The sequence below is a fragment of the Algoriphagus aquatilis genome (assembly GCF_042657405.1).
Classification (GTDB): Bacteria; Bacteroidota; Bacteroidia; order Cytophagales; family Cyclobacteriaceae; genus Algoriphagus; species Algoriphagus aquatilis.
Genome location: NZ_JBHSKS010000001.1, coordinates 470056 through 485776, shown reverse-complemented (window position 1 = coordinate 485776; position 15721 = coordinate 470056). Strand labels below are relative to the sequence as shown.

General features: G+C 44.2%; 13 protein-coding genes. 8 read left to right on the top strand and 5 right to left on the bottom strand.

Annotated elements, in window-relative coordinates; translation table 11 throughout:
• Nucleotides 1-30: 30 nt before the first annotated feature.
• Nucleotides 31-771, top strand: a complete 741-nt coding sequence (locus ACFPIK_RS02030) for a sugar isomerase domain-containing protein (RefSeq protein ID WP_377911692.1) — start codon at nt 31-33, stop codon at nt 769-771.
• Here the strand turns inward: ACFPIK_RS02030 and ACFPIK_RS02025 are convergent.
• Nucleotides 768-3203, bottom strand: coding sequence for a family 20 glycosylhydrolase (locus ACFPIK_RS02025; RefSeq protein ID WP_377911690.1), 2436 nt, complete (start codon nt 3201-3203; stop codon nt 768-770). The two genes, ACFPIK_RS02030 and ACFPIK_RS02025, sit on opposite strands and share 4 nt — an antisense overlap.
• A 213-nt stretch (nt 3204-3416) precedes the next feature.
• On the opposite strand from ACFPIK_RS02025, the gene ACFPIK_RS02020 reads away from it, so the two are divergent.
• The 3 genes from ACFPIK_RS02020 (at nt 3417) to ACFPIK_RS02010 (ending at nt 8046) form a co-directional block, all read left to right on the top strand.
• The gene (locus ACFPIK_RS02020; RefSeq protein WP_377911688.1) at nt 3417-4562 is read left to right on the top strand and encodes an acyltransferase family protein; all 1146 of its coding nucleotides are present in this window, start codon (nt 3417-3419) and stop codon (nt 4560-4562) included.
• Between the two features lie 76 nt (nt 4563-4638).
• Nucleotides 4639-5631 carry an endonuclease/exonuclease/phosphatase family protein gene (locus ACFPIK_RS02015; protein ID WP_377911686.1) on the top strand — a complete coding sequence of 331 codons (993 nt, stop codon included), beginning with the start codon at nt 4639-4641 and terminating at the stop codon, nt 5629-5631.
• 123 nt (nt 5632-5754) lie between these two features.
• Complete coding sequence (locus tag ACFPIK_RS02010) at nt 5755-8046, top strand: S9 family peptidase (protein WP_377911684.1); 2292 nt, start codon at nt 5755-5757, stop codon at nt 8044-8046.
• A 349-nt stretch (nt 8047-8395) separates the two neighbouring features.
• Here the strand turns inward: ACFPIK_RS02010 and ACFPIK_RS02005 are convergent, their stop codons facing one another.
• On the bottom strand, nt 8396-8992 hold the full coding sequence (locus tag ACFPIK_RS02005; protein WP_377911682.1) for a riboflavin synthase: 597 nt from the start codon (nt 8990-8992) through the stop codon (nt 8396-8398).
• A 109-nt stretch (nt 8993-9101) separates the two neighbouring features.
• Here ACFPIK_RS02005 and ACFPIK_RS02000 point away from each other — a divergent pair, with 109 nt between their 5' ends.
• Together ACFPIK_RS02000 and ACFPIK_RS01995 are read left to right on the top strand one after the other, a co-directional pair.
• On the top strand, nt 9102-9761 hold the full coding sequence (locus ACFPIK_RS02000; RefSeq protein ID WP_377911680.1) for a protein-L-isoaspartate(D-aspartate) O-methyltransferase: 660 nt from the start codon (nt 9102-9104) through the stop codon (nt 9759-9761).
• 123 nt (nt 9762-9884) lie between these two features.
• On the top strand, nt 9885-10409 hold the full coding sequence (locus ACFPIK_RS01995) for an acyl-CoA thioesterase (protein ID WP_377911678.1): 525 nt from the start codon (nt 9885-9887) through the stop codon (nt 10407-10409).
• A gap of 35 nt (nt 10410-10444) precedes the next feature.
• Here ACFPIK_RS01995 and ACFPIK_RS01990 read toward each other — a convergent pair whose 3' ends face one another.
• Nucleotides 10445-11692, bottom strand: coding sequence for an NAD(P)/FAD-dependent oxidoreductase (locus tag ACFPIK_RS01990; protein WP_377911676.1), 1248 nt, complete (start codon nt 11690-11692; stop codon nt 10445-10447).
• A gap of 184 nt (nt 11693-11876) precedes the next feature.
• Here ACFPIK_RS01990 and ACFPIK_RS01985 point away from each other — a divergent pair, with 184 nt between their 5' ends.
• Complete coding sequence (locus ACFPIK_RS01985) at nt 11877-13097, top strand: serine hydrolase domain-containing protein (RefSeq protein WP_377911674.1); 1221 nt, start codon at nt 11877-11879, stop codon at nt 13095-13097.
• A 1-nt stretch (nt 13098) separates the two neighbouring features.
• Here the strand turns inward: ACFPIK_RS01985 and ACFPIK_RS01980 are convergent, their stop codons facing one another.
• Both ACFPIK_RS01980 and ACFPIK_RS01975 read right to left on the bottom strand, forming a co-directional pair.
• Nucleotides 13099-14076, bottom strand: a complete 978-nt coding sequence (locus ACFPIK_RS01980) for a metallophosphoesterase family protein (protein WP_377911672.1) — start codon at nt 14074-14076, stop codon at nt 13099-13101.
• A 34-nt stretch (nt 14077-14110) separates the two neighbouring features.
• Nucleotides 14111-14605, bottom strand: coding sequence for a GNAT family N-acetyltransferase (locus ACFPIK_RS01975; RefSeq protein ID WP_377911670.1), 495 nt, complete (start codon nt 14603-14605; stop codon nt 14111-14113).
• Nucleotides 14606-14836: 231 nt separating this feature from the next.
• Here ACFPIK_RS01975 and ACFPIK_RS01970 point away from each other — a divergent pair, with 231 nt between their 5' ends.
• On the top strand, nt 14837-15712 hold the full coding sequence (locus tag ACFPIK_RS01970) for a DMT family transporter (RefSeq protein WP_377911668.1): 876 nt from the start codon (nt 14837-14839) through the stop codon (nt 15710-15712).
• Nucleotides 15713-15721: the final 9 nt, after the last annotated feature.

The window sequence follows — 15721 nt, the reverse complement described above, 5'->3', positions numbered from 1 at the left end:
TTCCATTTAACAACTATCCAAAGTGTCCAAATGAGCAAAGCCCCCTTCAAACAATACCAGGACTCCGTGGTGGATAAGCTGCAAAAGGCCTTTAGTCAGGAAAAAGAAATCCAGTTGGCGGCCAGATGGATTGCGGATTGTCTGAAAATTGAGGGGTGGATTTATACCACGGGTACGGGACATTCACACATGCTTGCTGAGGAAATTTTCTATCGGGCAGGAGGATTTGCAAGGGTAAGGCCGATCTTTGATGAAGCACTAATGCTTCACAAAGATGCCGCTGCAAGTACCGACGTAGAGCGCACGGAAGGTTATGCAGCCAAACTTCTCGAGTCCTATCCCATTTCCTCGAAGGATGTATTTTTTATTTCCTCCAATTCTGGAAGGAATGCAGTACCCATCGAAATAGCACAATTGGCTAAAGAAAAAGGCGCGAAGGTCATTGCTATAACCAACCTTCAGCACAGCAAATCGGTGCAATCGAGACATTCTTCAGGGCTTAAACTCTATCAGATAGCTGATTTGGTTTTGGACAATTTCGGAGAAATCGGAGATGCTTCCATTGCCTTTGACGGGCTGGATGGAAAAGTAGGTGCCACTTCCACCGTAATCGGAACGGCTCTTCTCCAATCCATCATGGTGCAAGCAGTGGGATTACTTTTAGAGGAAGGCATCACTCCCGAAGTATATATCAGCTCCAATTCTGATGCGGGAGAAGCCAATAATCAAGCCCTTCTTACCCAATACAAGCCTTTGGTGAAGGGGCTTTAATCTAGGGTCGCTTCTCTGCCGCTTTTCCCCGAAGGCAAAAACAATTTAAACTTTGGAGAAAATCCATTGAAATAGGGGATCGGTTCACGGTAAAGCGGAGAAGTTTCATTAGGCTCTGTGCCATTGTCTGTGTAGCGGATAAGTAAACCCGGCAATTCGGAATTAACCAACACTCTTCCGTCTTTGATTGTAACACCAGGTTTGGGAAGCCTAAAGTTGAATCCTCCAAAAATGACTTCCAATCGAGGAAATTCCACCTTGCTCACCAAGTTGGAAAACTGATTCCATTCGGCAGCACGTTGACTTTTCATCTCTTTGATATTGGACTGCTTGGACCAATTTGGGTCACCGCCCCAAGCTCTTTCCACATAGCCCAACATTTTTGGAAGCAGGTAGTATTCCAGCATTTCAGGACTTTTCACAGTCTCCGTCCAAAGCTGACCCGAGACACCGAGGATATTTCTTTTTCCTTGTTCAGTCAATTGGGTAAAGCGCTTTTCCGCCTCCGTCCAATCCCAAGTTTCCCCTTCGATGGTCTGATCATGAGAGAGATAGAGTTTGCCAGGCACTGTTTTCCAGGATTGATACATATCGGATACTCCACTCCAGGTATGACCTCGCTCATCAGGATCCCAATCGTAGGCTAAGTCAAAGTAAAAATTGGCACTAGAGCAAATGACCACGGGATAGCCGGCATTGGCCAATCGGTAAGCCATGTCCTCTCCTCCCCATCCTGCCACGGCATTCCAAGCATAGAGCCTCCAGTTTTGGTTGGCAAACTTCGGATTAGGCATCACTTCATCACCCCGATGTGTTTGTCCTACTTCTTCCCAACCCCCCATGGCTAGTCCATGCTTTTCCAGGATCTTGGCGGTGCGGCTTCTGAAATAATCATTCAAGTCCTCCAGCTTCACCTCGGGATTTTTAGCCAAAAAATCCTTACAAATCGGAGATTCCTTCCAGACTCCTCTTGGTACTTCATCCCCTCCCGTATGCCAGTTTTTCAGTTGGACACCTGCATCGGAATACATTTTCTTGATTTCCACCACGAGCTTTTCATAAAAAGCATAGGTTGACTCTTGGCACACACAGACGGTATTTCCTTTGAAATTTTGAGCAGAAAGATAGCTCGACTGATCATTCGGATCTGCCAAGCGATAAGCAGAAGCTTGCTCTGGATTACCTGATTTGAGATAGGCTTGATGCCGTTTTTCCATCGCCTGAATGGCCGCTCGAGAATGCGCCGGAACTCCCAATTCGGGAATGACCTCAATGTGTCGGGCTTTGGCGTAGGCCAAAATTTCCATAAAATCAGAAACGGTATAATATCCTGAACCGGCAGGGCTCTTTTGAGGATCTTCACCGGAAGCATAATACGGCCATAGAAACTCTGATTCATTGGTAGAAAATCCTCTTCTGCCACCAAAATCGGTCAATTCAGGAAGCCCAGGAATCTCAATTCTCCAACCTTCATCATTAGCAAGATTGAAGTGAAATACATTAAGCTTATAAAAAGCCATTAAGTCTAAGATCTTTAGAATTTGTTCTTTGGGCTGAAAGTTTCTGGCCACATCCAAAAAGAATCCACGATAGCCAAAGGCAGGTTCATCTTCAATTTCCACTTGGGGCAAGGTGAGCGTGTTTCCTGGTTTGGACCAAAAATCCACAGGCATTAAGGCCAGAAAAGATTGAACTCCATAGAAAGCTCCCCTTTCATCAGAAGCCAAAATATCCACTCGGCGATTGGTGATTTTCAAGTGATAAGCTTCAGGTTTTAGGCCATCCACTTTGGTTACTTTGATATTGACAGGAGCTTCATTTCGGTTTACTTGTGGCTTATATCCATCCCTTAGCGTGAGAAGCAGGTATTTGGTAGTTTCCAAAAACTCCTTGGATCCGACGACTGCAACTCCTGCATTGGTGATCTTCAAGGCTTCGCCTGTGTAGCTCCATTTCTTAGGTGTAGGTAAAAAGGGCGGAATCTCCGATCCAAGCAACTCGCTCACCGCAAGATTTTCCTCGTACCTTTTGGCAGAAGTCGGAATCGGTAATGGAGTCGATTTAGCCATGTCAGCTAACTCCTTTTCTGATAATACCTGAGTAGAATAAGCCACAATTTCCTCCACTTTTCCGTCAGCATGTACCAAAATCAATCCTTCCGGCGCATAGGAGTTTTTCAAGAAAGCACCTCGGCTTTTATACCCTATCTTGAGTTGCTGACCAGCCTGGATCTCAGGCGTATTTCCCTCCAATACAAAGAAATCTCCCTGCAAATGTCGAATTGTGGTGTTTGGCAATAGGGATTCAGGTCGAACTGAGATAAAGACCGTATTGAAATAAAGCTTCCATCCTGCCGAAAGCTGATTTGTGCTCTCATTTGAAATGGAAATAGTTGCTTCGTGACGCTGAGGCGAAGTGAGTTGATTATCCATTAGTTTCCATTCAGCTTTTATTTGACTAATACCAATCTGAGTCGAAAAGAAAAATACTGTACAGACAACTATGAATCGGGATAGCATACGATTGATCATAAAACGTCAACAGGAAGTTTTTTGAATTGGATGAAAACTTTATTTTTATAAAGTTCATACTTTCTATCAATTATCAAATTCCGATTTGATACACCCATCACAACCACCCCTTCTATGACCATTGACCACCAATCCAAAATCCTCAACAACCGCTATCTGGCGCTGGATGTCCTGCGGGGCATGACCATCGCTTTTATGATCATCGTCAATACACCGGGAAGCTGGAGAGACCTCTACGCACCACTCGCTCATGCCGATTGGCACGGATTCACCCCCACTGACTTGGTTTTCCCTACCTTCCTGTTTGTGGTGGGAAATGCCATGAGCTTCGCCTTGAAAAAGCTTAATGAAATGAGCTCCTCCGACTTTTACAAAAAAGTATTCAAGCGGGCGGCTTTGATTTTTCTAATTGGTTGGCTATTAAATTATTTCCCGTTTTTCGATTATAACGAAGCTGGGGTGATGGTCGCCGTCAAACTTTCAGAAGTCAGACTGTTGGGAGTTTTGCAGCGGATTGCTCTCTCCTATTTACTGGCGGCCTTGGTCGTGTATTGGACTGGAGATAAAGGTGCTTGGATTGTAGGGCTTGGTTCCTTAGTCATTTTTTGGCCTATCATGTATTTCTTTGGTGATGCAGGTGATCCCTACAGCCTCACTGGAAATGCGCAAATCAAATTGGATTTACTCCTGATCGGAGAAAAGCGCATGTATATGGGCGAAGGAATTCCTTTTGATCCGGAAGGTATCCTGAGCACACTCACTTCCATGGTCAATGTCCTGGCAGGTTTTATTGTGGGCAAATTCATACAGAAAAAAGGAAATACTACTTCTACAGTTCAGGTGTTAGGAATTGCAGGAATCGTCCTTTTGGCCCTCGCTTACCTCTGGGATTTGGGCTTCCCGATCAATAAGAAAATCTGGACAAGTTCCTATGTATTGCTCACTGTTGGATGGGACTTGTTGCTCTTGGCAGGTTTGATTTTCCTGGTTGAAATCCAGAAACTGACCCGTTGGACTTATTTCTTTCAGGCATTTGGCCGCAACCCACTGATTCTTTATGTGTGTTCGGGTGTGGTCGTATCCATTTTCTCCATGATCCCTGTAGGAGACACCACCTTCAAAGGCTGGATTTATGCCAATCTCTTTACCAGTTGGCTGGATCCGAAAAATGCTTCTTTCCTTTTTGCCATCGCCTACATGCTCCTTATTTGGCTGATTGGCCTCTGGATGGATAAGAAGAAAATCTACGTCAAAGTCTAAAAAGGACCTTTGAATAGGAAAGGCTTTTGGCACAAATAGTAAACTTCCAAGACTGTTTAACCAAAAGCCTTTTTTTATGCAACTCAAAATCGGAGTCTACAACATTGCCTGGATGCGGGATCTTTTTGAATCCAACGGCAACCCAAAAACCACCGGGAAAGAAGGAATCAAAAGTCGGCAACTCGCTGATATCATTCGGGGGATGGATCCGGATTTCCTCGGAATCGTCGAGGGTCCTGACACCCTTGTCAACGGAAGTAAAACTTCTACCCAACAACTTGAAGCATGGGCCGCACACTACCTGCCCGACAAGACTTTCAAAGGGATACATGGCTATCCATCTGCTGGTCAGCAGGAGCTCTGCGCTCTCTACAAGCCCGACAAACTCAACGTCCTCTTCACTCCCGAAACCAAAGAAGGAGACCGATTCAATCAGCCATTCTTGATGGACACCACCAATCGGATGATCAAAGAGCAATACCAGCATTACCGCCCGCCCTTGGAGCTCAGTCTGCTGGCACCTGACAATCGCCTCCTCTCTAGAGTCATCATTGCACACACCAAATCCAAGGGGATCTTTGACAAGGTGGATTATGCCCGATTTGAGCAACTCTCTCAACGGGATCGATTGAGACTTTTTGGAGGATGCATGCACATCCGTGAGCGCTGCGATCAATACCTCAGCAAGGGACAGCAAGTGATTGTGATGGGTGATATTAATGATGGGTTTGAATTGGATTTCTACGAAAATCGCTTTTCAAAAAGTGCGGTCGAGATTCTCTTGGGAGATCTGTGGAAACCTGAATGGGTCCTGAGGTCTACCCTACCCCGGCCCAAACTGACTGCCCACGGCTGGACGCCCTATTCCGGTAGGTTCAAAGACCGGATCACAGGGGATCTATTCAATGTGCTGATCGATCACATTTTAGTGAGCCAAGGACTTAAGGTATTGAAGGGGCAAGTTTGGAATCCATTTTTGGAGAAAAATGACCCTGTAATTCAAAGCCTAAAAACTCAACTTGCTCAGGGTTCTGACCATTATCCCGTCTATACCGAACTAGAATTCTGAGGATTTTTTAAAAATATCTCAGAAAAATTCTTACCCCTCATCCCTTAAAGGGCCGATTTGTTGAAAAAGCAGATTGGCCCTTTTTGTTTTTGGTTATCTTCATGAAAACCCCAAACTCGCCCTATGATTACTCTGAAAAACAACTTCACCATGGCCATTGGTCTATTTTTCAGCTTCAATCTCATCCTGACTTTTCCATCCTTATCACAGATTACCGAAGCCACTTACGATCGCGCCAGCTACTTTTTGACTAATTCGATCCAAAAGGAAGTGTATCACTTGGAAGTTATTCCCACTTGGCTGGAAGGAGAAAAACTCTTTGTTCACTCAGCATTTACCGAGAAAGGAAAACGGTTCTTTACAACAGATGCCAAGACCTTTGAGACCACAGAAGCATTTGACCCCGTGGTTTTAGCCGAGTTGATCCAATCCAAAACTGGAGAGACCCTCGATCACAAGGACTTGCCGATTACCTTCACCGGTGTGCGTAATAGTCATATTGTCACCTTTCGATGGAGAAATCAAGAATGGGTCTGGAATACCAAAGAGAATTCGTTGAGCGCACTACCCATTAATTCGAGGAATGAGATGGAATCTTTTTCACCTGATCGAAAATGGAAGGCATACACCAGAAATTACAACCTCTATGTTCAAAATCTGGAAACAGGTCAGGAAACACAGCTGAGCACTCAAGGAAAAAAAGGATTGGAATATGCCTCATACTATGGATGGAGCGACCTAATCGAAGGTGAAAATGGGGAAAGGCCGGATCGCTTTATGGTGCAATGGTCTCCTGATTCCAAAAAGATTTTCACCCAAATCGTAGACCTCCGCCTGGCAGAAAAAATGTACCTACTGGACTTCAGCAAAGAGGAGAAATTCAGGCCGGACCTTCTTTCCTACTACCGAGGTTCTCCCGGAGACAGTACGGTGGTGATGTATGTTCCGGTGATTTTTGATTTGGAGAAAAAAGAGGAAAAGCGAATTCCCGAACTCAGCGTCCCACATTTCATTGGCATTCAGCTTCGATGGTCTGATGATAGTAGAAGTCTAAGTGGGTTTCATTTTCCAAGGGGTTACAAGGAATTTCATCTGCTAGAGATACAGACTTCTGACTTATCGATCCGAAAAATCTATTCAGAATCATCTCCCACCCACATCAACAGAGACAATATTTTTAGAAAGCTTAAAAACGATCAGTTTCTTTTGGGATCAGAGAAATCCGGTTGGAATCAATTGTATCTCATGGATTGGAAAACGGGAAAAGAAATCTTTCCCCTCACTTCTGGAGAGTACGTAGTGAACAAATTGACCTTTTTGGATGAATCGAAAGGGGTACTCTATTTTGAAGCCTCAGGAAAAGAGCCCGGAAGAAACCCTTACTTCAATCACCTGTACAGCGTCAACCTAGACGGTTCCAACCTAAAACTGTTGACTCCTGAAAATGCCTTTCACGAACTCTCAATCAGTCCAAGTGGTCGCTACGCGGTCGATAACTACTCCACCGTCAATCAGCCTACTCAATCCGTCTTGATCGATCTAGCTACTGGAAATCAGTTGGCCAAAATCTCAGAAGCAGACATCACCAACCTAAAAAAGAGAGGATATCAATTCCCTGTTCCTTTTACCGCCACAGCAAAGGATCAAAAGACCGAAATTCATGCGGTGTATTTTCTGCCTACCAACTTTAATCCAAAAAAGAAATACCCGATCATCGACTACACCTATACCGGCCCCCACACCTCTACCGTGCCTAAGACTTTCAAATCAGGTCTGATGGGACATCAGCAACCGATGGCCGAGTTGGGTTTTGTGGTCGTGACAGTGGATGGATTAGGCGGTTTTGGAAGATCCAAAGCCTTTGCTGACGTCTCCTATCGCAACTTGGGGGATGGCACTACCGATCATGTCTTGGCCATCACCCAACTGGCGAGCAAAAACAGATTTTTGGACATCAGCCGAGTGGGGATTTTCGGACACTCAGCAGGAGGGTATGATGCGGCTAGAGCCATGCTCTTACATCCTGATTTTTACAAAGTGGGAGTAGCTTCGGCCGGCGATCATGACTTCCGAATGGAAAAAGCCTGGTGGCCTGAAATGTATATGGGCTATCCTGTGGGAGATTACTATCACGAGCAATCCAACATCACCAATGCCGCCAAGCTGAAAGGGCACCTGCTTCTGGCCCATGGAGGCATCGATGAAAATGTCAATCCCTCAGCAACTTTCAAGTTTGCCGAAGAATTGATCAAAGCTGGAAAAGACTTTGACCTGTTCATCTGGCCGAGCCGAAATCACAGCTTTGGCAGACCTCCCGGAGATTATTTCACCAAGAAGCGCTGGGATTATTTTATCGAGCACCTGTTGGGAGAAAAGCCCTTGAGGCATTACATGCTCCCTCAGGTATCGTACTAGAATTAGAGAGAATGGAATAATTTGAATATCCGCAATTTTACCACTAGGCAGGCCGTAGGTTCTAAATATCGCGGATATTCGTCGACTGACCACAGACGACAGTCCACAGCACCTCTAATCAGACTTTAAACTTTATCTTATTTGATTACTGGCAGAAAAGCGGACAATCATATTCAATAATAACCTTGACCAATAAAAACAAGCGGAGGAGATTACTACCTACTAATACCTAACCTTCAGACAACTCGACAACCTGATAACTTTGACAACCAGATAACCTTGACAACTAGACAACCTGAAAACCGGACAACTCGATAACCTTGACAACCAGACAACACGAAATCAAAACTCACCCCTGACTATACCCTTTCACCATCCGCTGGATATACTTACCCACAATATCAAATTCAAGATTGACCGGATCTCCTACCTGTAGTTGATGGAAATTGGTGTGTTCGTAAGTGTAAGGAATGATCGCCACTGAAAACTTACCCAAGCCCGAATTGAAGCAAGTCAGACTGGTGCCATTGATGGTGATCGATCCTTTTTCCACCGTCACATTTCCCAAAGTTGGGTCATAAGAGACCTCAAAAAGCCAAGAACCATCTTGGTCAGCAATGGATTGGATGGTACCCACTTGATCAACGTGGCCTTGGACGATGTGACCGTCAAATCTCCCATTGGCAGGCATGCACCGCTCAAGGTTGACTTTTTTACCTTCTGACCAGCTAGAAAGGTTGGTCTTTTTCAAGGTCTCATCGATGGCAGTCACACGGTATTGTTCAGGCGTCACTTCTACCACTGTCAAGCACACCCCGTCATGGGCTAGTGATTGGTCAATTTTGAGCTCCGAACTGATCGGCGAACTCAATACATAATGCACATTGCTTCCTTCTCTGATGATGCGTTGGATGGTGCCAAAAGACTCGATTATTCCGGTAAACATGCCTGAATTTTTAAACTTCGATGAATCAACTGAATAAGCAAAAATTGCCTTTCAGGGTTCAAAGTAAGGGAAATATTCATTTATCTTCGAACACCAAACCCCAACCCGAATGCTAAAACTTGAAGATACCTACCTGCACAAAGGAAAGCGCCGCGCCCTCGTGGCCGAACTGCGGAAAAAAGGTATCCAAAGCGAGCGAGTCCTTGAAGCCATCAATACGCTTCCCCGACATTTCTTTTTTGATACGGCCCTCATTTCTCATGCCTATGAAGACAAAGCATTCCCGATTGGTGAGGGTCAGACTATTTCTCAACCATACACTGTCGCATTTCAAACCGAGCTATTGGATGTAAAACCAGGGGATAAAATCCTCGAAATCGGGACAGGTTCTGGTTACCAAGGATCCATTTTACACCTTTTAGGTGCACAAGTGTACACCATCGAGTATCAAAAAAAACTTTTCGAACACACCTCCAGATTTCTTCAGCGATTGGGAATACACCTGAATCTGTTCTATGGAGACGGCACCGGAGGTCTGCCAGCCCACGCTCCTTATGACAAAATCATCGTCACAGCAGGTGCACCAGTCGTGCCTGATGCGCTAATCCAGCAGTTGAAAGTGGGTGGAATTTTAGTAATTCCGGTTGGTGATCGCCAACGACAAGCTATGGTTAAAATCACCAAAAAATCTTCTAGAGAAAATATCAGAGAAGAATTCGAAGGTTTTGCCTTTGTCCCTTTGCTAGGAAAGGAAGGTTGGAAAAATTAATCCCTAGAGGATTAAAGATACCCATTACTGGATTTACCAGGTTTTTCAATATTTTATTTTGATCAAGTTTTTTCAAAAACTTAAAACAAAATTTTATTCTTATTTTTGCTCAAATTCAGTTTTATGCCAAAGCAAAAGTTAGCAAAGGAATCCGTCACTATCATGACCGAGATGGTGCTTCCTAACGATACCAATACCCTGAACAATCTAATGGGAGGCCGATTGATGCATTGGATGGACATCGTGGCGGCCATCGCTGCTCAAAAACACTCCAATCGAATCGTAGTCACTGCTTCAGCAGACAGCATTTCCTTCAAGCAACCGATCAATTTGGGAAATGTGGTCACGCTCCGTTCACAGGTAACCCGAGCTTTCAATTCATCCATGGAGGTGTTTATTGAAGTGACTGCTGAAGACATCCCTGCGAGCAAAAAAATCATGACCCATCGGGCATTCTTCACTTTTGTGGCTGTGGATCAAAACGGAAAACCCATCGAAGTGCCTGAAGTAGTCCCTGAATCTGAAGAAGAGCAGGAGCTTTACGAAGGAGCACTCAGAAGAAGACAGCTGAGACTGGTTTTGGCTAAACGAATGAAACCGGAAGATGCCGTAGAACTGAAATCTATTTTCAACCTCGATGAGAAATAACAAAAAAGGAAGGCTAATCACCTTCCTTTTTTTTGTCAATGTGTGGACATAAACGAATGAATCACTGCCTCCGCTGCGATCCGTCCAGAAGTCATCGCTGCATTGATCGATCCATTGAGTAGGTAATCTCCCGCTAAATATACTTGGTCAAACACTTTGGCCTCGGTATACGGAATGGAATACTTTAAATCATCCACCTGAGGCAAGGCATAGGGAATGTAATATGATTTGACATGCTTGAAATATTCCGCCTTTACACCTGAGATCACTTCCAATTCTGCCTGTACAGCCTTAATTAACTCTTTTTCTGGAAGATCTGATTCCAAAACTGTCACTGATAGTAAAGAACGTCCATTGGTCGAATACGCTTTGGACACATCATCCATAAAGACAATGTTATTCACCAAGTGATCTCCGGGATATAATCCGATCATCGGTCTGGCCAGGAAAGATTTCTGGGTGGAAAAGTAGAGATTGGCGACTTTTCTTGGAGGGGGAAATTGCCCCTGAAGCTGCTTCATAACTCGGTCAGGCTGCACTGCGATAATTACCCGGTCTGCTTTAAGTTCCTCTCCTGTTTCCAGGGTGATGATATTTCCCTCGACTGTCTTTACAGGAGAATTGAAATAAATTCTGGAAGAGGAGAGTTGCCTCTTAATCATTTCAGGAATCTCACCCATCCCTTTTTCGGGGATAGCAGCATGTCCAAGTGAGAACATTTTGAATACAAATTCAAACATTCTCGAACTGGTATTCAGGTGTTTTTCAAGAAAAATCCCTCTAAAAAAAGGCTTGAAGAAATTAGAAATGATCTGGTCCGAAAACCCATACTCTTTTAAAAATTGGTGTGTGGGCACCGAGGGACCAGAAAATATCTCCTCGTTTGATTTCTTTTTCAATTCCTGCGTCAAGGCAAACATTTTTACTTTGTCTAAAAATGTACCTACTCTAGAAAAAGCCATTCCAACTATTTTGAGAGGACTTCTGAGCGGATCCGTGATCACATAGGAATCATTTCCATCAAAAATGACTGCCCCCGGATCAAAGTTTTTAAGCCCAAGTGCTTTGAAATCAAGGTATTTTTTAGCCTCGGGATAGGCGGTATTCAACACCTGAAAACCGTGATCTAATCTAAACCCGTCGATTTCATCAGTCTTCATTCGACCACCTACCCGATCGGTGGCTTCTAATAGTATGGGAGAAAGTCCCCCTTTTTCCAATTCTAATGCAGCAATCAGCCCTGATAAACCTGCTCCAACAATATAAATCTTCTTTTCTTCCATGTGCTTGTCCTTGGGGACGTAAATAAAAGCTTTATTCTCAAAATTGAGAAAAGTAGTGCTTGGGTAATGCGATAACTGTTCTTTTTTGAAAGAGTTTTGAGTTGGAAACCAAACGAAAAAACTTTTGACAAACGGAAAATATTTCACCTCCTAAAAGTGTAAACTCGCACCAAACCGATTTCTTATGAAAACGCCAATCCTCACCCTTTGGGTCCTTTTGCTTTGTACCAACTGGACTTTAGCGCAGACCTACTTCCCAGAAAAAAACAACTGGCAAAGCAAATCTCCCCAAGAACTGGGAATCAACCCAATCAAAGTTCAAGAAGCCATCCAGTTTGCCATTTCCCATGAAAGCAAGGAAAATCCCAATCTGAAAATGGCACACTACGAAAGCGCTTTTGGCAGAGAACCTTTTGGATTTCCAGTCGGCCCAATGAAAGAACGTGGGCCCGCCACCGGCCTGATTATTTACAAAGGCTATGTAATTGGTCAATGGGGTGATCCAAGCAGGGTAGATCTGACATTTAGCGTAGCAAAAAGTTTCCTTTCGACCACAGCCGGTTTGGCAGTAGCTGAGGGATTGATCAAATCAGAAAAAGACCTCGTACATCCCTACATGGCTCCAATCTATCCATACGATCCCTATCGACTGATGATGAACAAAGCAGACCATTTGGATCAGGAGGATGTGTTTGACCTTTTTGGCACCGAGCACAATCGGAAAATCACCTGGGAGCACCTCCTCCGTCAAACCTCAGACTGGGAAGGTACTCTTTGGGGCAAGCCCGATTGGGCTGATCGACCTGCTGAGGGAGTAAAACAAAAGCGAACCCGCCCACAAAACGAACCCGGTACAGCTTACGAATACAACGACACACGGGTCAATGTGCTGGCTTTGGCACTTTTGAACGTCTGGAGAAAACCTCTTCCGGTGGTGCTCAAAGAAAAAATCATGGATCCAATCGGTGCAAGCCCGACGTGGAGATGGACTGGCTATGAAAACTCCTATGTAAACCTGGATGGACAGATTATCCAATCGGTCAGTGGCGGTTCGCATTGGGGTGGAGGAATGATGCTTTCTGCCTGGGATCAGGCAAGATTTGGTTACCTCACATTGAGAAATGGCAACTGGAATGGAAAGCAACTCATACCAAAATCATGGATTGACCTTTCGCGCACACCAACCCCTGCCAATCCAGGCTATGGATTTATGAATTACTTTCTCAACAACGATCTAAAAGAAGTGCCTGCCGCACCCAAGTCAGCCTTTTTGCATATCGGGGCCGGGACCAACATGATCTATGTAGATCAGGAAAATGACTTGTTGATCGTAGCTCGTTGGATTCCAAACGGAGACAAAGCTGAGTTGGTGAAAATGGTCTTGGAGAGTCTACCGAAAAAATAACTCAAATCCTCAGATCCGAAATTTGAGGGTTGACATGTTGCTTTTGCATCTCAGGCGACAAAATCGAATATCCTAATTCTAAAGGAGAAGGCCCGATCCATTGGGCCTTTTTTCCTTTTAGGGTGATTGTTTTTTGATTCGGATCAAGAATCAATACACCAAATAACACATCCGAATAAGGACAGGTAAACTGGAGAGATGGATTTTTGTCATGTTCTGCCGCTGACAAGCTCAAATGGGCCAGCTTCTCTCCCACCCAGTAATACGAGGCCGAATTAAGGTGCAAATAATTAATACCGCCTACCTGAATATACTGATCCACATGGGCATGACCATTGACTGCGAGCAGGATTTTATCGGAAAACTCACTAAGCAAACCTTGTATTTCCAAGGCATTGTCAATGGTGTAAATCCCGGCGATCGGCTGATGAGAGATAATCAAAACAGGTTTTTTAGCCTTAGTCAACTCCTCCCTTATCCAAGCCTGTTGCTCAGGGCCGATGTAGGAATGATAGCCAGATTTATAGCTTGGAGAGCCCGTATCATTGCCATCGAGGACTAATAGCAGGATGTCATTGACCTCTGTTGAGTAATAGTTGTAAGGCATCCCATACTCCTTCACCACTTCTTCTCTGGAATATCCTCCATCCATATCATGATTGCCAAGGACATGAAACGCGTTGGAATGAGCCTGATTAAAGGCCTGGATATAATGCATATTTTCAGACTTGGGAATGGCAAAATCGCCGAGCTGGATTAGAGCATCTACTTCCTCTTTTTTCATCTCATTCAAAAAGGCATTCAACCTTGTGTCAGGATCATGAATGATATCGACATGGAGGTCGGTGATCATCCCAATCTTGAAGGTTTTTTGTGTTGGAGAAAAAAGAGAAAGCACCGAATCAGGTATAGCCAAGGTAAAAACGGCGGCTGAGGAAGTTTTCAAAAAATTTCTTCTAGAAGTGTTTTCAGTCTTCATGGATAGGTTAGAATACAATACGATTCAAGATAATTCAAAGCTTTTGATACATGATCAAAGCAGGAACAGGGCCCAACTGAGGATGGCGATAAGCCTCAGGAATCTCTCCGATCACCTCAAAACCCAATGATTTCCAAAGTACCACGGCTTTCTCGTTGGTCTTGATCACAAAGTTGAATTGCATTGCTTCAAACCCAAGTCTCTTTGCCTCGAGCAGAGCAAATTTGCCCATGGCTTTTCCAATTCCTTTTCCGGATGCTTTTTCAGAAACCATAAACCCAGCATTGCAAATATGATTCCCAAGGTCTGGTTGATTCGCATTGAGGTAAAATGTACCCAAAATAGCTCCCTCAATCTCTGCCGCATAGGTAAGCTTATCGTCATTTAACCAATAATTCATCATCTTTTTCTTACAGGAATTGGGGTCAAAGACGTAGGTCCCTCCTGTCCTGATGATAGGACAGATAATTTCCCAGAGGGAATCTTGGTCCTCTTTATTGGCTTTACGGATCAATAAACCGGAGTTCATAGCAAGAGCAACTTTGAAAACAACCTGCTTAATAAAGCTCGATCTTACTAAAATTCCTTCAGAAACCCGGGAGTTGTTTGATGAATTAGACTAAATTTTAGCTTTTGTGAAAAGAAGCCTGGTTCGAGCGCTAAAATTGGCTTTTCAAATAGGATTAAGGCTGATATCTTCGCTCAGCAAATATTCACCATGCCCCAACCCACCTCCTATCAAAAAATCCCAGGTTTGATAATGGCTTTGTCATCAGCCATATTTTGGGGAATATCCGGTACTTGTGCCCAATTTCTTTTTGAGAAAAAAGGGCTTGATCCGGCTTGGCTAGTGACTTGGCGGATGATTTTAGCCGGTGCGATTTTGGTTGTTTTCTCAATAGCGACAGAAAAAAAAGTTGCTTTTGAAATCTGGAAAAAACCAAAGAATGCTACCAAGCTTTTGCTTTTCGGAATCCTCGGAATGGTAGCTGTTCAGTTTACGTATTTCTACAGCATCTCCCTTTCCAATGCAGCTACTGCGACCATTCTTCAGTACATCGGCCCCGTGTTTGTTGTTGCATTTTATGCCATCAAAAATCGTAAATGGCCAATTCTCGCCGAGTATGCAGCTTTAATTCTCGCATTATCTGGTACGTTTCTCCTAGTTACGCATGGATCTTTGGATGAATTGGTGATTTCAGAACAAGCCATCTTTTGGGGAATTCTATCGGCTTTGGCTTTGGCTTTTTACACCATACAACCCGTGGGATTATTGAGGACTTTCTCTCCTGCGGCAGTGACGGGCTGGGGAATGCTCGTAGGTGGATTGTTTTTTTCGCTTTACACACAGCCTTGGAGTGTATCAGGCGATTGGGATTCTGGCACTTGGCTGGCTTTCGCCTACATTGTTCTTTTTGGTACGGTGACCGCCTTTTACTTTTTCTTAAAATCGGTTACCATCATTGGTGCCACTTATGCTAGCCTCCTCTGTAGTGTGGAGCCATTGGCCGCGGCTTTGACTGCTGTATTTTGGCTTGGAGTATCCTTTACAGGAGTAGATTGGCTAGGCACGATTTTGATTCTACTCACCGTAGTGCTTTTGACGCTATCCAAAGACAACAAATCAGGAATCTAGCTTAGAAAA